The organism is Nocardioides sp. (assembly GCF_036374615.1).
Lineage (GTDB): Bacteria > Actinomycetota > Actinomycetes > Propionibacteriales > Nocardioidaceae > Nocardioides.
In genome coordinates this window covers 19,853-43,408 of the sequence record NZ_DASUTK010000219.1, presented here as the reverse complement: position 1 = coordinate 43,408, position 23,556 = coordinate 19,853, and the positions used below count along the sequence as shown (strand labels likewise).

General features: G+C 70.4%; 20 protein-coding genes and 2 tRNA genes. 17 read left to right on the top strand and 5 right to left on the bottom strand.

Annotation, left to right across the window (positions count from 1 at the left end):
• Positions 1-1,715, bottom strand: a 1,715-nt coding sequence (gene pepN / locus VFZ39_RS17025; RefSeq protein ID WP_330866981.1) for an aminopeptidase N, incomplete at its 3' end; no start/stop codon positions are given.
• 134 nt (positions 1,716-1,849) lie between these two features.
• Between pepN and VFZ39_RS17020 the strand changes: the two genes are divergently transcribed.
• Positions 1,850-3,469, top strand: coding sequence for a CHAP domain-containing protein (locus VFZ39_RS17020; protein WP_330866980.1), 1,620 nt, complete (start codon positions 1,850-1,852; stop codon positions 3,467-3,469).
• Positions 3,470-3,498: 29 nt separating this feature from the next.
• Complete coding sequence (locus VFZ39_RS17015) at positions 3,499-4,113, top strand: DsbA family protein (RefSeq protein ID WP_330866979.1); 615 nt, start codon at positions 3,499-3,501, stop codon at positions 4,111-4,113.
• Positions 4,114-4,133: 20 nt separating this feature from the next.
• Here VFZ39_RS17015 and VFZ39_RS17010 read toward each other — a convergent pair whose 3' ends face one another.
• Complete coding sequence (locus VFZ39_RS17010; protein ID WP_330866978.1) at positions 4,134-4,817, bottom strand: GOLPH3/VPS74 family protein; 684 nt, start codon at positions 4,815-4,817, stop codon at positions 4,134-4,136.
• Positions 4,818-4,878: 61 nt separating this feature from the next.
• Here VFZ39_RS17010 and VFZ39_RS17005 point away from each other — a divergent pair, with 61 nt between their 5' ends.
• The 3 genes from VFZ39_RS17005 (at position 4,879) to VFZ39_RS16995 (ending at position 8,726) form a co-directional block, all read left to right on the top strand.
• Entirely contained in the window at positions 4,879-6,021 is a 1,143-nt protein-coding gene (locus tag VFZ39_RS17005; protein WP_330866977.1) for a peptidoglycan recognition protein family protein, read from the top strand.
• A 66-nt stretch (positions 6,022-6,087) separates the two neighbouring features.
• Positions 6,088-7,902 (top strand): methionine--tRNA ligase, encoded by a 1,815-nt coding sequence (gene metG / locus VFZ39_RS17000; protein ID WP_330866976.1) that lies wholly within the window; start codon positions 6,088-6,090, stop codon positions 7,900-7,902.
• Complete coding sequence (locus VFZ39_RS16995) at positions 7,899-8,726, top strand: alpha/beta hydrolase (protein ID WP_330866975.1); 828 nt, start codon at positions 7,899-7,901, stop codon at positions 8,724-8,726. Before metG ends, VFZ39_RS16995 begins: the two co-directional genes overlap by 4 nt.
• A gap of 8 nt (positions 8,727-8,734) precedes the next feature.
• On the opposite strand, the gene VFZ39_RS16990 is transcribed toward VFZ39_RS16995, so the two are convergent.
• Together VFZ39_RS16990 and VFZ39_RS16985 are read right to left on the bottom strand one after the other, a co-directional pair.
• Complete coding sequence (locus VFZ39_RS16990; protein ID WP_330866974.1) at positions 8,735-9,073, bottom strand: DUF2568 domain-containing protein; 339 nt, start codon at positions 9,071-9,073, stop codon at positions 8,735-8,737.
• A 2-nt stretch (positions 9,074-9,075) separates the two neighbouring features.
• Complete coding sequence (locus VFZ39_RS16985; protein WP_330866973.1) at positions 9,076-10,350, bottom strand: GNAT family N-acetyltransferase; 1,275 nt, start codon at positions 10,348-10,350, stop codon at positions 9,076-9,078.
• Between the two features lie 114 nt (positions 10,351-10,464).
• Here VFZ39_RS16985 and VFZ39_RS16980 point away from each other — a divergent pair, with 114 nt between their 5' ends.
• From VFZ39_RS16980 to VFZ39_RS16930, 11 genes are all read left to right on the top strand, one after another.
• Positions 10,465-10,998, top strand: a complete 534-nt coding sequence (locus tag VFZ39_RS16980; protein WP_330866972.1) for a ribose-5-phosphate isomerase — start codon at positions 10,465-10,467, stop codon at positions 10,996-10,998.
• Complete coding sequence (locus tag VFZ39_RS16975) at positions 10,991-11,821, top strand: Fpg/Nei family DNA glycosylase (protein WP_330866971.1); 831 nt, start codon at positions 10,991-10,993, stop codon at positions 11,819-11,821. The genes VFZ39_RS16980 and VFZ39_RS16975 overlap by 8 nt, the downstream gene beginning before the upstream one ends.
• Positions 11,822-11,827: 6 nt before the next feature.
• Positions 11,828-12,919 carry a PP2C family protein-serine/threonine phosphatase gene (locus tag VFZ39_RS16970; protein ID WP_330866970.1) on the top strand — a complete coding sequence of 364 codons (1,092 nt, stop codon included), beginning with the start codon at positions 11,828-11,830 and terminating at the stop codon, positions 12,917-12,919.
• Positions 12,920-13,007: 88 nt separating this feature from the next.
• A tRNA-Gly gene (locus VFZ39_RS16965) sits at positions 13,008-13,081 on the top strand.
• Between the two features lie 44 nt (positions 13,082-13,125).
• Positions 13,126-13,198 (top strand) — tRNA-Pro (locus VFZ39_RS16960).
• A gap of 59 nt (positions 13,199-13,257) precedes the next feature.
• Positions 13,258-14,658 (top strand): trigger factor, encoded by a 1,401-nt coding sequence (gene tig, locus VFZ39_RS16955; RefSeq protein ID WP_330866969.1) that lies wholly within the window; start codon positions 13,258-13,260, stop codon positions 14,656-14,658.
• Positions 14,659-14,977: 319 nt separating this feature from the next.
• On the top strand, positions 14,978-15,634 hold the full coding sequence (locus VFZ39_RS16950; RefSeq protein ID WP_414690312.1) for an ATP-dependent Clp protease proteolytic subunit: 657 nt from the start codon (positions 14,978-14,980) through the stop codon (positions 15,632-15,634).
• 50 nt (positions 15,635-15,684) lie between these two features.
• The gene (locus VFZ39_RS16945; RefSeq protein WP_330866982.1) at positions 15,685-16,290 is read left to right on the top strand and encodes an ATP-dependent Clp protease proteolytic subunit; all 606 of its coding nucleotides are present in this window, start codon (positions 15,685-15,687) and stop codon (positions 16,288-16,290) included.
• Positions 16,291-16,430: 140 nt separating this feature from the next.
• On the top strand, positions 16,431-17,714 hold the full coding sequence (gene clpX, locus VFZ39_RS16940) for an ATP-dependent Clp protease ATP-binding subunit ClpX (RefSeq protein ID WP_330866968.1): 1,284 nt from the start codon (positions 16,431-16,433) through the stop codon (positions 17,712-17,714).
• A gap of 156 nt (positions 17,715-17,870) precedes the next feature.
• Positions 17,871-18,578: a hypothetical protein gene (locus VFZ39_RS16935; RefSeq protein WP_330866967.1), complete on the top strand. Its 708-nt coding sequence runs from the start codon at positions 17,871-17,873 to the stop codon at positions 18,576-18,578.
• A 108-nt stretch (positions 18,579-18,686) separates the two neighbouring features.
• Complete coding sequence (locus tag VFZ39_RS16930) at positions 18,687-19,892, top strand: hypothetical protein (protein ID WP_330866966.1); 1,206 nt, start codon at positions 18,687-18,689, stop codon at positions 19,890-19,892.
• A gap of 32 nt (positions 19,893-19,924) precedes the next feature.
• Here VFZ39_RS16930 and valS read toward each other — a convergent pair whose 3' ends face one another.
• On the bottom strand, positions 19,925-22,537 hold the full coding sequence (valS, locus tag VFZ39_RS16925; RefSeq protein WP_330866965.1) for a valine--tRNA ligase: 2,613 nt from the start codon (positions 22,535-22,537) through the stop codon (positions 19,925-19,927).
• 122 nt (positions 22,538-22,659) lie between these two features.
• Between valS and VFZ39_RS16920 the strand changes: the two genes are divergently transcribed.
• Complete coding sequence (locus VFZ39_RS16920) at positions 22,660-23,550, top strand: GNAT family N-acetyltransferase (protein WP_330866964.1); 891 nt, start codon at positions 22,660-22,662, stop codon at positions 23,548-23,550.
• Positions 23,551-23,556: the final 6 nt, after the last annotated feature.

Genomic DNA, 23,556 nt, shown 5'->3' with positions numbered 1-23,556 from the left:
CAGCACAGGGCGCGGGCGAGCGAGTCGTCGAGCCTCCCGAGGCTCTCGACCGCCGTGGAGAGGGAGCGCTCGTCGAGCCGGATCTTGGCGTAGGTGAGGTCGTCGTCGTTCAGGAGCAGCAGGTCGGGCTGCGCGACGCCCACGAGCTCGGGGACCTCGGTCAGCTCGCCGTGCACGTCGATCTCGAGCCGGTCGCGACGCACCAGCGCGGCCTCGCCCTTGTCGCCGACGACGGCATCGTAGAGGCCGATCCCGATCCGGTGTCGACGCAGCGTCGGCCACTCCGGATGGGCGGTCTGCTGCACGGCGAACGACGTGTAGCTCCCGTCATCGGCGAGCTCGAACGTCGGCGCCAGCGTGTTGACGCCGGCGGTCTGCAGCCACTCCTTGGCCCAGGAGTCCAGCTCCCGACCCGACGCCTTCTCCAGCGCGGACAGCAGGTCGACGAACTCCGTGTTGGAGAAGGCGAAGTCGTGGAAGTACTGGCGCAGACCGGCCAGGAACGGCTCGAGGCCGACCCAGGCGACCAGCTGCTTGAGCACCGATGCGCCCTTGGCGTAGGTGATCATGTCGAAGTTGACCTCGACCGCGTGCAGGTCGACGTTGTCGGCGGCGATCGGGTGCGTGCTCGGCAGCTGGTCCTGCCGGTAGCCGGTCTGCTTGCGAGCGTTGGTGAACCCGGTCCACGCGTCAGTGAACTCGGTCGCCTCGACCTCCGCGTGGTAGCAGGCCCACTCCGCGAACGACTCGTTGAGCCACAGGTCGTCCCACCACTTCATGGTCACGAGGTCCCCGAACCACATGTGAGCCATCTCGTGCAGGATCACCGAGCTTCGGAACTCGTAGAACGCGCGGTCCTGCCGGCTGCGGGGCAGGTACTCGTCACGCAGGGTCACGCATCCCGCGTTCTCCATCGCGCCCATGTTGTACTCCGGCACGTACAGCTGGTCGTACTTGTGGAACGGATAGGGGTAGCCGAACTCCCGCTCGAAGAACTCGAAGCCTTGGCGGGTCGTCGTCACGAGCTCCTCGACGTCGAGGTGCTCGACGAGTGACTGACGGCAGTAGTGGCCGAGCGGGATCGGGCCGTGTGCGCCCTCGTAGGTGTGGTGCACCGCGTGGTACTCGCCGGCCACGATCGCGGTGATGTACGTCGACATCCGCTCGGTCTGCGGGAACGCCCACACGGCACGACCGTCCCCGAGCAGCTTCGGCTCCGGCGTCGGCGCGTTCGAGACCACCTTCCAGTGGTCCGGTGCGGTCACCTGGAACGTGAAGCGGCTCTTGAGGTCGGGCTGCTCGAAGGTCGCGTAGACCCGGCGCGCGTCGGGGACCTCGAACTGGGTGTACGTGTAGACGCGGTCGTCGACCGGGTCCACGAAGCGGTGCAACCCCTCCCCGCTGTGGCTGTAGGTGCAGTCGGCCACCACGACCAGCTCGTTCTCCGCGGCGAGGTCCGTGAGCTGGATCCGGCTGTCGGCGTACACCGCCGCCGGGTCCAGCGAGGAGCCGTTGAGGGTGATCGAGCGGACTTCTGCGTCGACCAGGTCCACGAACGTGCCGCTGCCCGGCTCGCGGCAGGTGAAGCGGATCGTGGTCGTCGAGGCGAACGTGGTCTCACTGGTGGTGAGGTCGAGGTCAACGGCGTAGGAGGTGACGTCGAGCAGCGCCGATCGCTGGGCGGCCTCGTCCCTCGTGAGGTTGGTTCCCGGCATGACGCGCATCCTCTCACCGGCGGCCGGTCGCGCTGGAATCCGGGCTGGATCGGGGCACGAGGGACCGGTGGGACGTTTGAGAATTTTGGTGAACGTGTGGCGCGCCTGCTTGACATCGGGTTCACTTACCTCCCGTGACCCCCGCCACCCCCCGGTCTCTGCTGCGCGCCTTCGGGGTGGCGGCTGCCCTGTCGCTGCTGGCGGGTCTGCTCGTGGTCGCGAGCCCGGCGGTGGCCACGTCGCGCTACCTGTGCACCGGCTATGTCGCCTGCAAGCAGGCGGGCTACCCGCACTTCCGCTACAAGGCGGCCGGTAGCCAGATGTGGTGGCGGATGTACAGCGGTCACAACTGCACGAACTACGTCGCGTACCGGCTCGTGAAGGGCGGCATGTCCCCCGAGCGGCCGTGGAGCAGCACCGGCATGGCCTACAACTGGGGACGCGCCAACCGGTCGATCACCGACACCACGCCGATGGTGGGCGCCGTCGCCTGGTGGGACTCCGGTGACGGGGTCGGCAGCAGCGGCCACGTGGCGTACGTGCAGCAGGTGCTGTCGAACCGGAAGATCGTCATCTCCGAGGACAGCTGGAGCGGTGACTTCCACTGGCGGGTGATCCGCAAGCGTGGTGGCGGTTGGCCGACCGGCTTCATCCACTTCAACGACCGAGCGGTCCGTGCCGTCGTGCAACCGACGGTGACCGGGAGCCCGGCCGTGGGTCAGGCGCTGACGCTCGATCCGGGCCGTTGGAAGCCGAGCCCGACGCTGGAGGTGCAGTGGCGCAGCGGGAACCGGCCCATCCCCGGGGCAACCGGACTGACCTTCACGCCGACTCCCGAGCAGCTGTGGACCCGGCTCTCCGTGCGGGTCGCGGCGGCTGCGCGCGGCTACCGGCCGGCCAAGGCGATCACCGAGCAGACCGTACGCGTGGCGCGCGGCACTATGACGGCGACGTCGATGCCCTCCCTGTCCGGCACCGCCCGCGTTGGTGAGCAGCTCACTGTCTCCGGTGGCTCCGCCTCCCCCACAGCGGATTCCAGCCTGGTCCGCTGGTATGCCGACGGCCAGCGGCTCGCGGGTGCGACGGGCGAGCGGCTGGCGCTCACACCGGCCCTCAGGGGCCGCGAGATCTCGGCCGTCGTGGTGCTCCGCCGCGATGCCTACAGGAACCTGCGGCTGGGCACGGAGAAAACGGCCGCGGTCGCCCCGGGCCGGATGGAGATCACCGAGCCGTTCACGCTGACCGGTCGGACCAGGTACGGGCGGCTGCTCACCGTCGCGCCCGGTGCGGTCACGCCGGCCGACGCGACCGTGCGCTACACCTGGCTGCGTGACGGCTCCCCGATCACGGGGGCCGACGGCACGTCGTACCGGCTGGGTGCCGCGGACGTGGGTCACGAGGTCTCGGTGCGGTTGGTGCTGCGCCGCGACGGCTACCGCGGCGCGTCCGTGGTGCTCCCGGCCACAGGCACCGTCACGACCCGGCCGAAGCTGAACGTGGAGGCGCTCGGCGGGGTCCGGCGGGCGATCGTGAAGCTCCGGGTCACAGCGCCCGGCGTCGAGCATCCGGCGGGTCGCGTGACGGTGACGGTGGCCGGCCAGGAGATCACGGGCACGGTGAACGACGGCCGACTGCGGCTGGTCGTGCGTGGGATCGAGCCAGGCCGGTACCGGGTCCGCGTCTCCTACCTCGGCACCAAGAACATCGAGCCGGCGAGCCTGGTCACGGACCGCGTGCGGGTCCGCCGCCGCTGAGGTTGGGGCAATCATGTTGAATGGTCAACATGTCTACGCCCCCCAAGACTGCTGACTTCTGGTTCGACCCTGCCTGCCCCTTCGCCTGGATCACCTCACGCTGGATCCTCGAGGTCGAGCAGGTGCGCGACATCTCGGTGACCTGGCACATCATGAGCCTGGCGTACCTCAACGAGGACAAGGACGACATCTCCGAGGAGTACCGCGAGCGGCTGAGCACCGCATGGCAGCCGGTGCGGGTCTGCATGGCCGTCGAGCAGCACCATGGCAAGGAGGCCTTGTTCCGGCTGTACACGGCGCTCGGCACCCGCCGGTTCCCGGGCGGTGAGGACTACACCCGCGAGACCATCGAGGCGGCACTGACCGACGCCGGCCTGTCGCCCGAGCTCGCGGACGCGATGGACGACGACGCGTACGACGACGCCATCAAGAAGTCACACCACCAGGGCATGGACCAGGTCGGGTACGACGTCGGCACGCCCACGATCTCCTTCGAGGGCGCTGCCTTCTTCGGTCCGGTGCTGAGCGCTATCCCGCGCGGCGAGCAGGCCGGCCAGCTGTGGGACGGCTGCATCGCGCTGGCGACGGTGCCCTACTTCTCCGAGCTGAAGCGCTCGCGGAACCGGGACCTCGACTTCAGCTAGGGAGCCGGGCCGCGATCGGGTCACGATCCGCTGCTGACCACGGCACCGGCGGTGCTCGCGGTGACGGCGGCCATGACCGCCGCCTGGGACGCCTGCACGCTGGCCCGGGCGGCCTCGCTGGCCCACTGGCCCTCGCCCAGCTCCTTGGCCCGCTTCTTGATCGTGCGAGCCGGGACGGCGCCGCGGTCGACCACCGTGTGCGCCCGGTCGACCGCGGCGAGCAGCGCCGCCAGCGTGGCGGTGCGCGGGTCGGCTTCGCGCCCCTCGACCAGCGCCGCCTGGAGCCGCTGCCGGACCTCCGCCTCGTGGCGGGCGTCGGCCGCGGGCCACGTGGTCCGCGGGAACAGGCCCAGCACCTTCGTCGTACGCCGCTCGACGAGGCCGCGGTCGACTAGCTGGTCGAGCAACGGCTGCCGGGCGCTCTTGCCGAGCCTGTCGACCAGCTGTTGGGCAGACCGGGGCTTCTCAGCCACGACCGCCAGGGCATCGGCGAGCAACGGGTCACCGGGCGTTCCGCCCTGGCCGGTGACGCGTGCCCTCGCGGTCTTCAGGATCCGGGTGTGCTCGACCTCCACCTGGCCTCCGAGGGAGAGCTCGACCAGGAGGGCGCCGCCCAGGAGGGGTCGCTCGTAGGACGACGACAACGTGCCCTTCTCGTCGTCGAGCAGGAGCAGCAGCAGATCCTCGGCGATCAGGGTCTCCATGCCTCCACGGTACGGTCGCGGGGTCGACACTGTGGTTGATGTGACGCATGATGCTGGAGTCATGCCCCCCTCCCCGGTTGGACGACGCCGCGCCACTGCCGCCGCCGCAGTGGCGCTGACGCTCCCTCTCCTGACAGCCGCGACGGGCACCACGACGGCGACCGGTGCGGCCTCGGCGGCTCCCGAACGCGTCGTGCGGCTCGCCGGTGACCCGGGCACGTCGGTCCGGGCCGCGGAGGCGCCGCTCGCTCGAGGCGTCACGCAGCTGAGCACCTCGCAGTACTCCCAGGTCGCCGCCACCTGGCGGGGATCGGCTCCCCGGATCAGCATCCGCTCCGCGCCGGACCGGCCATGGCAGCCGTTGCGACCACTCACCGACGGGCCCGACCGCGGCTCGGCCGAGGGTGCACCCGGAGTCGCCGGTACCGACCTGCTCTGGACCGGACCACGCACGGGGATCGAGGTGAGGGTCCGTGGCACCGGCTTCCGTGACGTGGAGCTGGTCCTGATCGACCCGGGAGTCCTGCCTGGGGACGCCAGTGTGGACCCGGCGCCCACACCTCGGACGACCGCTGCCGAGCCCGACTCCGCGCCGGAGCCAGTTCTTCTCACCCGCAAGGACTGGGGCGCGAACAACAAGTGGCGAAACGGCGAGCCGGTCTACCTGAAGGGCCTCAAGCAGGTGCACGTCCACCACACGGCGACCAGCAACCGCTACTCACGTGCGGACGTGCCCGGCATCATCCGCGGCATGTACCGCTACCACACCAAGACCCTGGGGTGGTTCGACATCGGCTACAACTTCCTGGTCGACCGGTTCGGTCGGGCCTGGGTCGGTCGCTCGGGAGGGCCCCGACGCCTGGTCCGCGGTGCACACACCCTCGGGTTCAACCACGTCTCGGTCGGCATCGCGATGATCGGCAACCTCGACAACCGCAAGCCCTGGGGGGAGGCGGTCAAGAAGCTGCGCCGGCTCGCCGCCTGGAAGCTCGACGCCTACGACCGCAAGGCAACCGGCAAGGTCTGGGTCCGCTCGACCGGCAGCGACAAGTACCGCGACGGCGAGCTGGTCCGGCTGCCCGCGATCGACGGCCACCGCGACACCAACGACACAGCGTGCCCCGGGCAGCGGCTGTACGACCGGCTGCCGGGGATCCGCCGCCACACGCAGGCCAGGATCGAGGCGTTCTCGCCCCCCGAGTGACCACCTCGGGTCCGCGCGGGGCAATCCGGTGTCGGCGGTGCGTGTGCCGCTCCTAGGATTCACCGCATGACCCATGTCCTGTCAGCCGTCGCCTGGCCGTACGCCAACGGCCCGCGCCACATCGGCCACGTGGCCGGTTTCGGCGTACCCTCCGACGTCTTCAGCAGGTACATGCGGATGGCAGGTCACGACGTCCTCATGGTCAGCGGCACCGACGAGCACGGGACCCCGATCCTGGTCACGGCCGACAACCAGGGCGTGACTGCCAGGGAGCTCGCCGACCGCAGCAACGCCGTCATCGTCTCTGACCTGGTCGGCCTCGGGCTGTCCTACGACATGTTCACCCGCACCACCACCGGCAACCACTACTCGGTGGTCCAGCGCATGTTCGAGGCGTGCCAGCGCAACGGCTACATGGTCGAGCAGACCACCCAGGCCGCCATCAGCCCGTCGACCGGCCGCACCCTGCCGGACCGCTACATCGAGGGCACCTGCCCGATCTGCGGCTACCCCGAGGCACGCGGCGACCAGTGCGACAACTGCGGCAACCAGCTCGACCCGACCGACCTGATCGAGCCGCGCTCCAAGATCAACGGCGAGACGCCCCAGTTCGTCGACACCCAGCACTTCTTCCTCGACCTGCCGGCCCTGGCCGAGGCGCTGGGGGAGTGGCTCGACGGCCGCGAGGCGTCGGGCACCTGGCGTCCAAACGTCATCAAGTTCTCCCAGAACATCCTCAAGGAGATCCGGCCGCGTGCGATGACCCGCGACATCGACTGGGGCATCCCGGTCCCCGGCTGGGAGGACCAGCCGACCAAGCGGCTCTACGTCTGGTTCGACGCGGTGATCGGCTACCTGTCCGCCTCGATCGAGTGGGCCCGGCGCCTGGGCGAGCCGGACAAGTGGCGCGAGTGGTGGAACCCAGCGCCCGACGGGGAGGGGACGGCCGAGTCCTTCTACTTCATGGGCAAGGACAACATCGTCTTCCACTCCCAGATCTGGCCGGCCGAGCTGCTCGCTCACAACGGTCAGGGCTCGCGCGGCGGCGAGCCGGGGGAGTACGGCGAGCTCAACCTGCCGACCGAGGTCGTCTCGAGCGAGTTCCTCACGTTCGGGGACTCGCAGTTCTCGACCAGCCGCGGGAACGTCATCTACGTCGGTGACTTCCTGGACCGGTACGGTCCTGACGCGCTGCGCTACTACATCTGCGCCGCCGGCCCCGAGACCTCGGACGCGGCGTTCACCTGGTCGGACTTCGTGACGCGCAACAACTCCGAGCTGGTCGCCGGCTGGGGCAACCTGGTCAACCGCACGGCCACGATGATCGCCAAGAGCTTCGGCGAGATCCCAGCCCGCGGTCCGCTCGACGCGGTCGACGAGGCGGTGCTGGCCGCGGTCAGCAACGGGTTCACCGCGGTGGGCGACCTGATCGAGCGGCACCGGCTCCGTGCAGGGATCGCCGAGGCGATGAAGGTCGTCGGCGAGGTGAACAAGTACCTCACGGTGACCGAGCCCTACAAGATGAAGGACGACGCGCAACGCGACCGGCTGGCCACCGTGCTCCACGTGGCCGCGCAGTGCGTCAGCGACTGCAACACGTTGCTGGCACCGTTCCTCCCGCACGCCGCCAACCGGGTGCACGTGGTGCTCGGCGGGGAGGGCGAGTTCATGCCGATGCCACGGGTCGACGTCGTCGACGAGCTCGAGCCGGACAACGGTGCGGGCCTGACGTCGTACCCCGTCATCACCGGCGACTACGCGCTCACCCCGGTCTGGGCGTCCCGCCCGGTCGTCGCCGGCACCAAGGTCGACAAGCCGACCCCGGTGTTCACCAAGCTCGACCCGAGCGTGGTGGACGACGAGCTGGCGCGGATGGCGTGACACCGGTCTTCGCCACGCCGGAGGAGCTGGCCGGGATCGAGGCCGACCGGCTCGCGGCGCACGCCGAGGCGGCCGAGGAGCACAAGGTCTCCGTCGACCGGGTGGAGGACGTCGACGCCGGCGGCGTGCCCGCCCGCTTCTACCTACCGGACGGGGCGCCGGGCGTGGTGCTGTACCTCCACGGAGGCGGGTTCGCCCTGGGCGACCTGGTGACCCACGACGGGTTCGCGCGGCGCGTGGCCGACCGGACCGGGTGGGCGGTGCTGATGCCCGACTACCGCCGCTCACCGGAGCACGCCTGGCCAGCCGCCGCCGAGGACGCCGCGGCTGCCGCCGACTGGCTGGCGGCTGAGGGTCACGACCGGCTGGTCCTCGTGGGCGACTCCGCCGGATCCACGCTCGCGATCGGTGAGGCGCTGCGTCACCCCGAGCGCTGGGCCGGGCAGGTGCAGGTCTACCCCTTCCTCGACCCCTCGGGCACGTCCTACGACCATGCGCTCAGTGGCGCGGACCTGTCGGTCGACCGGTGCGACATGTTCTGGCGGCTCTACCTGCAGGGTGCCGACGCCAGCGACGATCCCGCCCTGCACGTGCTCGACCGCGGCGACCTGACCGGTCAGCCGCCCACGCTCGTGCAGCTCGCCGAGCTCGACGTGCTCACCCCTACCGGCCGGCGGTACGCCGAGCGGTTGGCCGCGGCCGGCGTACCGGTCGGGGTCGAGGTCTACCCCGGCGTTCAGCACGGGTTCTGGCGACGGACCGACAACGACCAGGCCGGTCCGGCACTCGACGCGGTCGCGTCCTTCCTCGACGACCTGGACTGACTCCCGCCTCAGCTCGGCACGAGCGCTCGCACCGACGGCAGCTGGGCCAGGGCGTTGACCACCACCGAGAACACCAGCAGCGCGATCGCCCACCCCTCGTGGCCGGCCCACCACAGTCCGGCGCACGCGGCGCCGAAGACCGCCAGCTTCACCAGCGGCCGGGTGAGCCGGCCTCCCCACGGAGCCTTCGGGGACGCGAACGCCCACCAGACGGCGATCACCGCCGCGGGCGCGGCGACCGCGCCGGCGAGCCCGGCCGCCGCGTGGCCCGCGACCCCCGCCGCCACCGCGGCCAGCACCTCGTCGACGAACACCAGCGTGAGGACCAGCCAGCCGAACCCGGTCATCCTCAGAACCCGATGGCGGGTGCGGGCGCCAGGTCGCTACGGAACGCGCGCCACAGCTCGCGGATCGCACCCGGCCGCCGCTCGGCCAGGACCCCGGCGTGCTGCTGGGCGAGCAGGTTGATCCCACCGAGGTAGGCCGAGCCGAGGACGGCGACCGGAATCTCGAGGTCGGCCTCGGCGTCCGTGCGGGTGGCCGACCCCTCCCCGCCACGGGTGACGATCCGCCACCGACCCGCCTGCCAGGGGGCGGCTGGGTCTGTCACGTCGACGACCACGTCGCAGTCCTCGGCGTACGAGCGCAGCGGTAACGCGGCGGGCAGGTCGATGATCCGCAGCCAGAGGTTGTCGTGGGTCTGGATGTCGCTGGCGGTCCGCGGGCCGAGCCAGTGCCAGACCGGATCGTCCACACCGATCTGGGGGACGCTGATCGTGCCTATCAGGTCGAAGTCGACCAACCGGCGCAGCAGCGCCAGCCGGGTCGCCGGCGCACCGATCAGCGCGAAGACCTCGAGCTTCCCGGCCGGGCTGCCCTGCTCCCACTTGTGCTCGCGGCGGAACGCCGTGATCCCGACGTCGACGCCGTCGCGCTGCGCGAAGAGGAAGCGCATCGGCTCCTTGTCACGAAGGGAGCTCGGCTGCCGCTGGTGGCGGACGATCCCCGCGTAGTAGGTCAGGTCCCCGACCACCTGGCCGGCGACCTGGGTCGCCACCCGGGTCTCGCACGCGAGTAGCCGCTCCGCGATGCCGTCGTCGGTCACGCTCGCGAACCGGGTCGTGAGGCCCTTGGCCTCGTCGTCGAGGCCAGGTGCTTTCAGCTCGGTGCCGCGACCGAGGGAGATCGAGAACGCCTGCGTAGCAACGCCCCAGCCGTGGCGGCCGTAGATCGCACCCTCGCTCGCGTGCAGCCCGGAGAGCGCGACGCCCTCACGATGGGTCTGCTCGACGTGGTGGCGCAGCATCGCGGTGAGCATGCCCCGTCGCCGGTGGTCGGGATGGACCCCCACCCACGTCAGCCCCGCCATCGGGATCAGCGAGGCCGCGGTGCCCGGCCCGGCTGCCGGCACGGCGAGCTGCATCGGACGCACGCCGTAGATACCCGGGTACGACCCAGGGTCGGCGTCGGGCAGGTCCGCGGCGAACCGCTGGTCGGCGGGGACGCCGATGAGCTCCTCGGACGCCGGCAGGGTCGAGGGCTCGCCGAACCAGACGATGTCGTCTGTCGCGAGGAAGCGCTCGTCGTCGCTGGCGCGGTCGACGCGGATCGGGTACTCGGACATGGCACCAGCGTGCCCTTCCTGGCCCGCCTGGGGCCACCGGGTTTCCGACCATTCCTCGCAGGTCGCCGGCAGTGACGCGTACGACCTCCGGAGAGGACCACTAGGCTCGCCCGCGTGACCGACCAGACCGACCAGCGGGTCCGGGTGCACCTCGGCTCCGACCATGCCGGCCTCGACCTCAAGGACCACCTGCAGGAGTGGCTCAGCGACCACGGCTACGCGGTCGTCGACCACGGCCCCTTCGTCTTCGACCCGCTCGACGACTACCCGTGCTTCTGCCTGCGTGCGGCCGAGGGTGTGGCATCGGACCGGGCCGCCGGTCGGTCGGCCTTCGGCGTCGTCATCGGAGGATCGGGCAACGGCGAGCAGATGTCGGCGAACAAGGTCGAGGGGATCCGGTGCGCGCTCGTGTGGTCGGAGGAGACGGCCCGGCTCGCCCGCGAGCACAACGACGCCAACGTGGTCTCGGTGGGTGGTCGGCTCCACACGCTGGACGAGATGACGCGGTTCGTCGAGGTCTTCCTCGACACCCCGTTCAGCGGCGAGGACCGCCACGTCCGGCGGATCGGTCAGCTCGCGACGTACGAGACCGGTGGCGGCCTGCCGCCGCTCCCGGAGTCCGCGCTCGGCGGACCGAAGCATGCCTGAGGGGCACACCCTCCACCGGCTCGCCACCGACCTCACCGCCGCCTTCGCCGGTCGACAGGTGCGCGTGTCGAGCCCGCAGGGCAGGTTCGCCGCCGACGCGGCGACGCTGGACGGTGCGACCGTCGTCGCGGCCGAGTCCGCCGGAAAGCACCTGTTCGTCGAGCTCGAGGGCGATCGGTACATCCACGTCCACCTCGGCCTGATCGGCAGCTTCGACGTGCGCTCGGGTCCGGCGCCAGCCCCGGTCGGGCAGGTCAGGCTGCGTCTCGCCAACGGCGAGGCGTACGCCGACCTGAGGGGCGCCATCGTCTGCGACCTGGTCGGACCCGAGCGTCGGGCGGAGGTCCTGGGCGCGCTGGGACCCGACCCGTTGCGCCCTGACGCCCAGCCCGACCGCGCCTGGCAGCGGATCCGTCGCAGCACGCGGCCGATCGGTGACCTGCTGCTCGACCAGTCGGTGCTGGCAGGCGTGGGGAACGTCTACCGCGCTGAGGTGCTCTTCCGGCAGCGGATCCACCCGCAGCGGCCCGGGAACACGCTGCGCGTGAGCCAGTGGCGCGCGATCTGGGACGACCTGGTGGTCCTGATGGCCGACGGCGTCCGGCTCGGTCGGATCGACACCGTCCGCCCGGAGCACACGCCCGAGGCGATGGGCCGAGCGGCGCGCGAGGACGACCACGGCGGGGAGGTGTACGTCTACCGGCGTACCGGCCAGCCCTGCCTGGTCTGCGAGCGCCCGGTGCGTACTGAGGTGCTCGCAGGACGCAACAGCTTCTGGTGCGCGCGATGTCAGCCCAGGTTCCGCTCCCGCGCCGTACAGTGACCCGCCATGAGCCCGCAGTCAGGTGGGACGGTGCGCCGCGCCACCTCCGCCTTCCGCAGCAGCCCGGCACGCGAGCAGCGCGTCCTGTGGGCGCTGGTGGTGTTCTCTCTCGTGCTCACGGTGCTGATCTGGACGAGGCCGGACGAAGCGCCGTTCTCCTCGCTGGTCCTCCCGCTGCTGCTGGGCAGCTTGGTCCTCGGCCCCCGGCACCTGCCGTGGTTCGTGGTCTTCGTGCTGGTGCTGGTGGTCTTGGTGCAGATCCCGCACATCTCACAGGGCAGGTCAACGTCGACGGCACGAGTCGTGGCGGTGATCGTGCTGTTCGCCGCTGGACTGATCATCCTGATCATGTCGTTCCGGCGCAGCCGGCTCGGAGTCGCCGGGGCCCAGGGCGAGTCGATGCTGATCGACCTGCGCGACCGGATCCTGAGCCAGAGCTACATCCCGGACCTGCCCCACGGGTTCCACGCCGAGAGCGCGCTGCGATCGGCGGGCGGCACCCCGTTCGCCGGCGACTTCATCGTCGCCGCGCGGCCACCCGACACCACGCGACTGGAGGTGGCCGTCGTCGACGTGTCCGGCAAGGGTGAGGGCGCCGGCACGCGTGCGCTGCTGCTCGCGGGCGCGATCGGCGGTCTGATCGGTGCCCTCCCGCCGTCGGAGTTCCTGCCGGCCGCCAACGGCTACCTGCTCCGACAGGACTGGGACGAGGGGTTCGCGACCGCCGCCCACGTCTCGCTCGACCTCGAGACCGGCCGGTTCGAGATCCGTAACGCCGGCCATCCGCCGGCCGCGCACCGCGCCGCGGGCTCCGGGCGCTGGCAGCTGCTGTCGGACCCCGGCCCGGCGCTCGGCCTGCTCGACGGCATCGACTTCCCCGTCGTGACCGGCGAGCTACGACCCGGCGACGCCCTGATGGTCTACACCGACGGCATGGTCGAGACCCGCGAGAAGGACATCGCCCTCGGAACCGACCGGATGCTGGGGCAGAGTGACCAGCTGCTGCGCGACTCCTTCGAGGGAGGCGCCGAGCGGTTGATCCGGGCCCTGGGCTCACGCAACGACGACCGGGCGCTGGTGCTGGTCTACCGCACCTGACTCGTCCGCGGCGCGTCGTCGTTTGGGTCGGCCCGACCGCCCTGTGGCACGATGGTCGGCGCCCAAATCGCCACGGCGGAGTGGGCGTGCGGATGTAGCTCAATGGTAGAGCCCCAGTCTTCCAAACTGGCTACGCGGGTTCGATTCCCGTCATCCGCTCCAAGGGGTCGACGAGCCTGCCCGAGGGCGTGCTCCCGGCTCTTTGGCGGGGCGTAGCGTAGTGGCTAGCGCGCCTGCTTTGGGAGCAGGAGATCGCAGGTTCGAGTCCTGTCGCCCCGACCGTCACCCAGCAACTGCACGACCAACCGAAGTCCCAGAGACACCCAAGGAGACAACCTGTGAAGAGCGCCGTCGAGACCTTGAGCCCGACCCGGGCCAAGCTCACCGTCGAGGTGCCCTTCGAGGAGCTCAAGCCGAGCCTCGACGCGGCGTACAAGGCCATCGCCCAGCAGATCAACGTGCCCGGCTTCCGGCGCGGCAAGGTGCCCCCCACCGTCATCGACCGCCAGGTGGGTCGTGGCGCGGTGCTCGACCAGGCTGTGAACGACCTGTTGCCCAAGGCGTACGTCGAGGCGCTGCAGGAGAACTCGCTCGAGCCGCTCGCCCAGCCCGAGATCGAGGTCACCAAGCTCGACGACAACGAGGTGCTCGAGTTCACCGCCGAGGTCGACGTGAAGCCGGAGTTCGAGGTCCCGGACTTCGAGGGTCTGGAGGCGCAGGTCGAGGACGTCGAGATCACGGACGAGGACGTCGAGGAGCAGGTCCAGGCGCTCCGCGAGCGGTTCGCGAGCCTGCTCGACGTCGACCGGCCAGCCGCCGACGGTGACATCGTGGTGCTCGACCTCAAGGCGACCCAGGACGGCGAGCCCGTGGAGGGGGCCGAGGTGACCGACATGAGCTACCAGGTCGGTCGTGGCGGGATGCTCGACGGCCTCGACGAGGCTCTGGCCGGCATGTCAGCCGGCGACGAGAAGGTCTTCTCCTCGCAGCTGGTGGGCGGCGACCTGGTCGGCGCGGACGTCGACGTCGCGGTGTCGGTCTCGAAGGTCCAGCAGCAGGAGCTGCCCGAGTTCGACGACGAGTTCGCCCAGATGGCCAGCGAGTTCGACACGGCCGAGGAGCTGCACGCCGACGTGCGCGAGCGGCTGGGCCGCGGCAAGCGGCTCGAGCAGGCAGCGGCCGCCCGTGATGCGGTCCTGGAGGCGCTGCTGGAGAAGATCGAGGTGCCGCTTCCCGAGACGATGGTCGCCGACGAGCTCAACTCCCGCCGTGCGAGCGTCGAGCAGCAGCTCGTGTACTCAGGGCTGACGATGGAGAAGTACCTCGAGGACGAGGCGCAGACCCTGGAGGAGTTCGAGGCCGACCTCGAGCGCCGGGTGCGCGACGCGATCACCGCCCAGTTCCTGCTCGACGCCGTCGCGAAGCAGCAGGAGCTCGGGGTCGACCAGAACGAGCTCTCCCAGCACCTGGTCCGCCGGGCGCAGCAGTCCGGCCAGGACCCGCAGGAGTTCGCGAACCACATGTTCGAGCACAACCACATCCCGGAGATGGTGCAGGAGATCCTGCGCGGCAAGGCGCTCGCGGCGATCGTGGAGTCCGCGGTCGTGACCGACGCCTCGGGCAACGTGCTGGACCTGAAGAACCTGCAGCCCGACGGCAGCTTCGCCGACCCGGCCGACGCGACGGAGGAGTCCACCGACTCCGAGCAGCCGGCCGAGGAGCCCACCGAGCAGAGTTGAGTCGCGCGTCCGCGGCGGTTGAGTCGCGCGTCCGCGGCGGTTGAGTCGCGCGTCCGCGGCCGTTGAGTCGCGCGTCCGCGGCCGTTGAGTCGCGGCCGCGCGCTCACGAACCACGTGCCACATCTACGCCGTTCGTGTGCCCCACGCGCGCGACTGAAGATTTCGACGTGCCCGTCGCGGCCAGGGGGCGCGCTCGATCTCACCCGCGCTCACGCGCTGCGCTCGTCCCTCGCGCACCGCTGCGCGGTGAAATCCGCTGTGCGCGAACAGGGGTGCCGATCCCGTGGAACCGTCCGACCTTGCGGCTAGTGTCGCAGTCGTGAACCAGAACTCCACCGCCCCGTTCTCCTCGGCGGACTCCCCGCAGGCCAACGGCGCCGGCACCTCGACGTACGGGCTCGACGACCACATCTACCAGCGGCTGCTGCGCGAGCGGATCGTCTTCCTGGGCTCCGAGGTCCGTGAGCAGAACGCGAACGCGATCTGCGCCCAGCTGCTGCTGCTCTCGGCGGAGGACCCCGAGGCCGACATCTTCCTCCACATCAACAGCCCGGGTGGCTCGGTCGACGCCGGCATGGCGATCTACGACACGATGAACTACATCCCGAACGACGTCGCCACGGTCGGCATGGGCCTGGCGGCCTCGATGGGCCAGTTCCTGCTCTGCGCCGGCACGAAGGGGAAGCGATACGCACTGCCCCACGCGCGGATCATGATGCACCAGCCCTCCTCGGGCATGGGCGGGTCCGCCTCCGACATCAAGATCCAGGCCCAGCAGTCGCTCCACATCAAGAACGTGCTGCTCGAGCTGATCGCGCAGCACACCGGCCAGGACCTCGAGCAGGTCGTGACCGACGCCGACCGCGACCGGTGGTTCACCGCCGACCAGGCCCTGGAGTACGGCCTGGTCGACCAGGTCATCACCAGTGCCCGCGAAGCCGCCGACGACGGCCGCCCCGCGCGGCAGAAGGACTGAACGCCATGAGTGACATCCGGCTCGACAGCACGCCCGACCTGAGCCCGTCGATGAACTACTACATCCCCCAGTGGGAGGAGCGCACGTCGTACGGCTTCCGCCGGATCGACCCGTACGCCAAGCTCTTCGAGGACCGGATCATCTACCTCGGGACCCCGATCTCCGACGACGTGGCCAACGCCGTGATCGCGCAGCTGCTGTGCCTGCAGTCGATGAACCCCGACCAGGACATCAGCATCTACATCAACAGTCCGGGCGGGTCGTTCACGGCCCTGACCGCGATCTACGACACGATGCGGTTCATCAAGCCCGACGTGCAGACCGTCTGCATCGGGCAGGCGGCGTCCGCGGCTGCGGTGCTGCTCGCCGCGGGCACGGCCGGCAAGCGCCTCGCACTGCCGAACAGCAGGATCCTGATCCACCAGCCCTACACCGAGGGCACCTTCGGCCAGACCTCCGACATCGAGATCCAGGCCAACGAGATCCTCCGGATGCGCGAGCTGCTGGAGAAGATGATCGCGGAGCACACCGGACGGGGCGTCGAGCAGGTCAGCGCCGACATCGAGCGCGACAAGATCCTGACCGCCGAAGGCGCGGTCGAGTACGGCCTGATCGACGCGGTCCTCGAGTCGCTGAAGACTCCGGCCCTGGCATGACACGACACGAGTTCCTCGTGTCACCCGCACTGCGTGGGTGGCACGGGGTACCGTCGTCTGGCTGCCTCTCGGACGGCAGCACGCACGTGGCGACAGCCGGCGCACCCCGTGGCGCCGGACGAACCGGAGGATGATCGTCTGTGGCACGCATCGGTGACGGTGGCGACCTGCTGAAGTGTTCCTTCTGCGGGAAGAGTCAGAAGCAGGTCAAGAAGCTGATCGCCGGTCCCGGCGTCTACATCTGCGACGAGTGCATCGATCTCTGCAACGAGATCATCGAGGAGGAGCTCAACGAGGGCTCGGACGTCAGCCTCGAGGAGCTGCCCAAGCCCCGAGAGATCTTCGAGTTCCTCAACTCCTACGTGATCGGCCAGGAGCAGGCCAAGAAGTCCCTCGCGGTCGCGGTCTACAACCACTACAAGCGCGTCCAGGCCGGGCTTCAGCCGCTGGTCGGCAAGCACTCGAAGGACGAGTCGGTCGAGGTCGCCAAGTCCAACATCCTCGTGATCGGCCCGACCGGCTGCGGCAAGACCTACCTCGCCCAGACGCTCGCCCGCATGCTCAACGTGCCGTTCGCGATCGCCGACGCGACGGCCCTGACGGAGGCCGGCTACGTCGGCGAGGACGTCGAGAACATCCTCCTCAAGCTGATCCAGGCGGCGGACTACGACGTCAAGAAGGCCGAGACCGGCATCATCTACATCGACGAGATCGACAAGGTCGCCCGCAAGGCGGAGAACCCCTCGATCACCCGTGACGTATCCGGGGAGGGCGTCCAGCAGGCGTTGCTGAAGATCATCGAGGGCACCTCGGCCTCCGTGCCGCCGCAGGGCGGACGCAAGCACCCGCACCAGGAGTTCATCCAGATCGACACGACGAACATCCTGTTCATCGTGGGCGGTGCGTTCGCCGGCCTCGAGCAGATCGTCGAGCAACGGGTCGGCAAGAAGACCCTCGGCTTCACCGCCGAGGTGCGCGGCGCGGCCGAGCGCGACGCCGACGACCTGCTGGCGCTCGTACGCCCGGAGGACCTCACCAAGTTCGGCCTGATCCCCGAGTTCATCGGTCGGCTGCCGCTGATCGCCAGTGTCAACAAGCTCGACCAGGAAGCCCTGGTCCAGATCCTCACCGAGCCCCGCAACGCGCTGGTCAAGCAGTACCAGAAGCTCTTCGAGCTCGACGGTGTCGAGCTCGAGTTCACCGACGACGCGATCCGGGCGATCGCCGACCAGGCGCTCGAGCGGGGAACGGGAGCCCGCGGGCTGCGCGCGATCATCGAAGAGGTGCTTCTCCACGTCATGTACGACGTGCCGTCGCGTGGTGACATCGGCAAGGTCGTCGTCAACGGCGAGGTCGTGACCGACGAGGTGGCGCCGACGCTGATCCCGCGCGAGGCCGAGACGAAGAAGAAGAAGTCCGCCTAGGCGCGTCGGACGTTCTCGTCCACCTCCCTGACTAGTCCAGCCAGGCCTCAGACAGCTCTGGGCATAGTCATTTCGAGTCATTTCGACCCCAGACTCTTGGAGCGCGTCGGGGCGGCCACCAGACTGGGAGCAAGTCTCGGAAAGGGCCCCCACTTCATGCGCATCGACCACCGTCGCCCCCTGGCGGCCTACTTCTTCGTGGCGCTCGCGTGCGCCCTGGTGATGTGGCAGCCGTCGCTCGGCTCGAGCTTGGCCGGGCCGGGGCCGGTGGTGAAGATCCTGACCCAGAGCGCACTGCACCCCGGTGAGGTCGTCAACCGCCTCCTCGCCGGCAACGAAGGCGACACGGTGCCGATCGCGGCTCCGGAAGGGCGGCTGCCGACAGATGTCGGCGACGCCGCCAGCCCCGCGCTCGGCCTCACCGGCGCTTCGACCCCGTCTTCCAGCACGGCCCAGGCGCTGGCGCCAAGCTCCCAGGTCGACGCCGACCTGGTCGAGAGCGGCGGTGGCTCGACCCCCGTGGCCGATGGCGGACCCGACCCCGACGCGAACCCGGGAGCGCCCGGCGTGAGCGATCCGGGCGGCAAGGAGGTTGCGGACCCTGGCGGCTCCGGTCACCCGGGGAAGGGTGCGAAGGGCAAGGCCGCCGGTCACCCGGGGAAGGGTCCGAAGGACAAGGGCGCCGGTCATCCGGGCAAGGGTCCGAAGGACAAGCGTGCCGGTCACCCGGGCAAGGGTCCGAAGGACAAGCGTGCCGGTCACCCGGGGAAGGGGCCAAAGGACAAGCGTGCCGGTCACCCGGGCAAGGGTCCGAAGGACAAGGGCGCGGGTCACCCCGGGAGGGGCCCGATGGGCAGGGCCTGAGTCGACCCTGGGAACCCCTAGTCATTTCGAGTCATTTCGGTGGCTGGCTCTTGGTGGCCGCGGTGGCGCACGCCCACACTGAACGTACTTCTCGGAAGGGATCCCCTGATGCACCGCAGCCACCGACGTCCGCTCGTGGCCTATGGCCTCGTGTCGGCTGCGTGCGCCTTCGTCCTCGCCCAGCCCAGTCTGAGCACGATCGCAGGCGAGCTGCCAGGCGCGCCTGTGGTGAAGGTCTTGAGGGACAGCGGGGCCGACAACGTCCTCGGCTGGGTGTCCGAGGGATTCCCGATCGGCCCGTCGCCGGCCTCCGCGGGGGAGCGGCCGGACGACGAGGTCGGTCAACCTGAGCCGGAAGACGACACGACCCTGGAGGCCGGCGCGATCCCTGAGGGCTTCGTGGACGCCGAGGCTCCGGGTGTCAGTGCTCCGAGCACCGAGGACGGTGACAACGTCCGTCCGGGCGACCAGGACGGTTCGCCCGACGCGGGCCCGGTCGGAGGCGGGGATCCTCAGAACGGCTCCGGCGGCGGAACCGATGACGGCGGACACAACGGACCCGATCCCGATGCGAACGCGGGCAGTGGCAGCGGCAGTGGCCACGGCGGCAACTGGGGCGGCGGCGGCGGATTCCCCAACGACGGCCTCGGCTTCGTGCCGGGCGACGGCGGTCTGTTCGGCCCCCCACGGGACGGCCCGGGCGGCGGCGGGGGCGGTGACGACGATGACGACGGGGACGGTGACGACGACGGCGATGGCGACGACGATGGGGACGGCGATGGGGACGGCGATGGGGACGGCGATGGGGACGGCGATGGGGACGGCGACGGCGACGGCGACGGGGTGAAGGCTCCGCTGCCCCACCAGTTCGGCGACGACCCGGAGAACGGCCACCCCTACGACACCGCCGAGCCGCCCGCCGAGGAGCCGGACCCCGCCGAGGACCCGGACCCCGCCGAGGACCCGGACCCCGCAGAGGTGACGGACCCGGTGGAGGACGCCGAGCCCGCAGCGCCCGAGCCCGCCGACCCCGAGCCGAGCCCGGCCGAGCCGGCCGACTCCGGTGAGACGGAGGCCGGCGGAGACCAGAGCGATGGCGCCGACGACGCTACGAGCGAGGGTGCGAGCGGCGAGGGCGAGGCCGCGGGTGACCAGGCGGGGTCAGCCGCCGACGGGGGCTCCGCCGGCGAGGCACCCGCACCGAACTCCGACAGCGCGGAGGACGACGCCGAGGGCCGGGCCGAGGACGCCGGCGAACGGGACAACCCGGTACGGCGCGACCGGCCGACCACTCGTGAGCGCGCCCGCGACTGAGCGGACCGACGCCAGCTCTTGCACCGGCGGCGTCAGTCCGTCGGCGCCAGCTCCGCCTCGACCCTGATCTCCTCCGCGCCGTCCATGGCGGTGAACACCAGCTCGCCGGAGATCTTGCCCGAGTCGCGCAGGTCGTCGGCCGCCTGCTCGACGAGTGCCACCAGCTCGCCAGGACCGGTGATCTCGACCCGGGCTAGCGGGGCCTTCATGGAGACCTTCGCGTTCGACTTGGCGCCGCGGATCCCGATCAGCGCGGTGGCGACGGCGTCCACCATGGCGGCGGGTGCGGCCGCGGCCGCCCCCAGGTCGGCGCTCACCGGCCACGGAGCCCTGTGGATCGAGCCCTCTCGCCACCAGGACCAGACCTCCTCGGCGACGTAGGGCAGGAAGGGCGCCAGCAGCCGTAGCTGGACCTCCAGCGCGATCGCGAGCGTGGCCCTGGCGGACGTGGTGCGCGGGTCGGCGGCGTCGCCGTACGCGCGCTCCTTGACCAGCTCCAGGTAGTCGTCGCAGAACTCCCAGAAGAACTTCTCGGCGGTCTCGAGCGCGGTCGTGTAGTCGTAAGCCTCGAAGGCATCGGTGGCCTTGTTGACGACGATCTCCAGGCTGCCCAGCAGGGCGCAGTCGATCGGCTCGCTCACCGCAGCGTGGTTGAGCTCGGTCGCGGCCATGCCCAGGACGAACCGGGAGGCGTTGAGGACCTTCATCGCCAGCCGTCGGCCGACCTTCATCTGGGTCTCGTCGAACGGTGAGTCGAGTCCAGGTCGCGCCATGGCGGCCCGCCAGCGCACCGCGTCGGCGCCGTACTTCTCGAGCACGTCCGAAGGGACGACGACGTTGCCCTTCGACTTCGACATCTTCTTGCGGTCGGGGTCGACGATGAACCCGGAGATCATGGCGTGGCGCCAGGGGGCGACCTGGTGCTCGAAGTGGGCCCGGACGGCGCGCGAGAACAGCCAGGTACGGATGATGTCGTGGGCGTGGGTGCACAGGTCCATCGGGAACACCCGCTGCCACAGGTCCTCGTCGGTCTCCCAGCCGCCGGCGACCTGCGGGGTCAGTGACGAGGTCGCCCAGGTGTCCATCACATCGGGATCACCGCTGAAGCCACCGGGCTTGCCGCGCTGGTCCTCGTCGTACCCCTGGGGCGCCACCGTCGACGGGTCGAGGGGGAGGTCCTCCTCGCGGGGCAGCAGTGGGTGGTCGTAGTCGGGCTCGCCCGCCTCGTCGAGCGGGTACCACACCGGGAACGGGATGCCGAAGTAGCGCTGGCGCGAGATCAGCCAGTCGCCGTTGAGGCCGCCGACCCAGTTGTCGTAGCGGTGCCGCATGTGGGAGGGGATCCAGTCGATCTCGCTCCCGCGCTCCAGCAGCTCCTCGCGCAGAGCGGCGTCACGTCCGCCGTTGCGGATGTACCACTGGCGGGTCGCGACGATCTCGAGCGGCTTCTCACCCTTCTCGTAGAAGTTCGCCATCCGCTGGGTCGGCGTCGGCTCCCCCTCGAGGTCACCGGACTCCCTCAGCTTGGCCACCATCGCCTCGCGGGCGGAGAACGCGGTCTTGCCCTGGAGATCCGCGTACGCCGCCGCAGCGACCGCGTCGGAGAGCCACTCCGGCGTCTCGCGCGAAAGCCGGCCGTCGCGGCCGATCAGGGTGCGGACCGGGAGGTCGAGCTCTCGCCACCAGGTGACGTCGGTGAGGTCGCCGAACGTGCAGCACATCGCGACGCCGGCGCCCTTGTCCGGCTCGGCCAGGTGGTGGGCCAGCACCGGGATCTCGACCCCGAAGACGGGGCTGGTGACGGTGGTCCCGAACAGGTCGGCGTACCGCTCGTCGTCAGGGTGCGCGATCAGGGCGACCACGCTCGGGATCAGCTCGGGACGGGTGGTCTCGATCCAGACCGGATCACCGTCCGGGCGGTGGAAGGACACGCGGTAGTAGTGACCGGCGTACTCGCGCGCCTCGAGCTCGGCCTGGGCCACCGCGGTCTGGAACGTCACGTCCCAGAGGGTCGGCGCCTCGGACAGGTAGGCCTCGCCGCGGGCGAAGTTGCGCAGGAACGCCTTCTGGCTGACCAGCTGCGCCTTCGGCCCGATGGTCGTGTAGTGCTCCGTCCAGTCGACCGACAGGCCGACGGTGCGCCACAGCTGCTCGAAGACCTCCTCGTCCTGGACGACCAGCTCCTCGCAGAGCTCGATGAAGTTCGGTCGGCTGATCGGCAGCGGCCGTTTCGGGTCCGGCTTCTCCGGAGGCGTGAAGTCGGGGTCGTAGGGAAGCGAGGGGTCACAACGAACGCCGTAGTAGTTCTGGACGCGGCGCTCGGTCGGGAGGCCGTTGTCGTCCCAGCCCATCGGGTAGAAAACAGACTTCCCACGCATCCGCTGGAAGCGGGCGATCAGGTCGGTGTGCGTGTACGAGAAGACGTGGCCGACGTGCAGCGACCCGCTCACCGTCGGCGGCGGGGTGTCGATGGAGTAGACGTTCTCGCGCGGCTGGCTCCGGTCGAACCGGTAGGTGTCGTCGGCCTTCCACCGCTCGGACCACTTCTGCTCGAGACCCTCGAGGGCAGGCTTGTCGGGTACCACGACGGCACGCGGCTCCGGTGCCTGCGTCGTGGTCACTGCCTGCTCCTGGATGTCGGTCATGACAGGAAAGCCTAGTTGTGGCCCGCGCCCACTCCCGAATCGGTTTCCACGCGACGCGGGCACGACGCGGGCGTGGATGGAAATCGGGTGAGCGTGCGCGGTCGGCGGGCTAGCGTCCCGCCATGGCGGACCTGGAGTTCCACGACGACCCTGCGGCATTCCTCGCCGCCGCCGGCGGCCACCTGGCCGAGGAGCCAGTGGTCAGCACGGTGGTCGCGACCGTCGCCGAGCAAGCACGGGCCGACGACCGTGCCGGGGTGGAGCCGACGGTGCCCTACCGGTGGTGGGTCATCGCCCGTGACGACACGGGAGCGGTCATCGGCGCGGGGATGCGGACGGCGCCCTTCACGCCGTACCCCCTGTTCCTGCTGCCGATGCCGCACGACGCCGCGATCTCGCTCGCACGGCACCTCCACGCGCGCAACGAGCCGGTGACGGGTGTCAATGGGGCGCTGCCGGCCGCCCGCACCTGCGCCGAGCAGCTGGCCCGGCTGACCGGAGGCGACGTCGTGGTCGCGCAGCACACCCGCCTCCACCGGCTCGACACCCTCGTGCCACCTCGTCCGGTCCCCGGCCGCCTCCGGCCCGCACGCCCGGAGGACGTCGGCCTGGCGCTGGCGTGGTTCGAGGCGTTCGCGCGGGACGCCGACGAGCAGGCCGGCCGCCCGGCGGGATCGATGCACGACGTGGCCGAGACCGAGGCGAGCATGCTCCGGCGGATCAAGGCCGGCCGGCTCTGGTTCTGGACGGACGAGGGAGCCGACCCGGTGCACCTCACCGGCGTCAACGAGCCCGCGTTCGGCGCGGCCCGGATCGGTCCGGTGTACACGCCGAAGGAGCACCGTGGCCGTGGGTACGCCGGCGCCACGGTGGCGGCCCTGTCGCAACGCGTGCTCGACGAGGGCGCCGTGCCCTGCCTCTTCACCGACCAGGCCAACCCGGCGTCGAACGCGCTCTACGCCGCGCTCGGCTACCGGCCCGTCGTGGACATGGTGAATCTGCTGGTCAGGTGAGGGGGA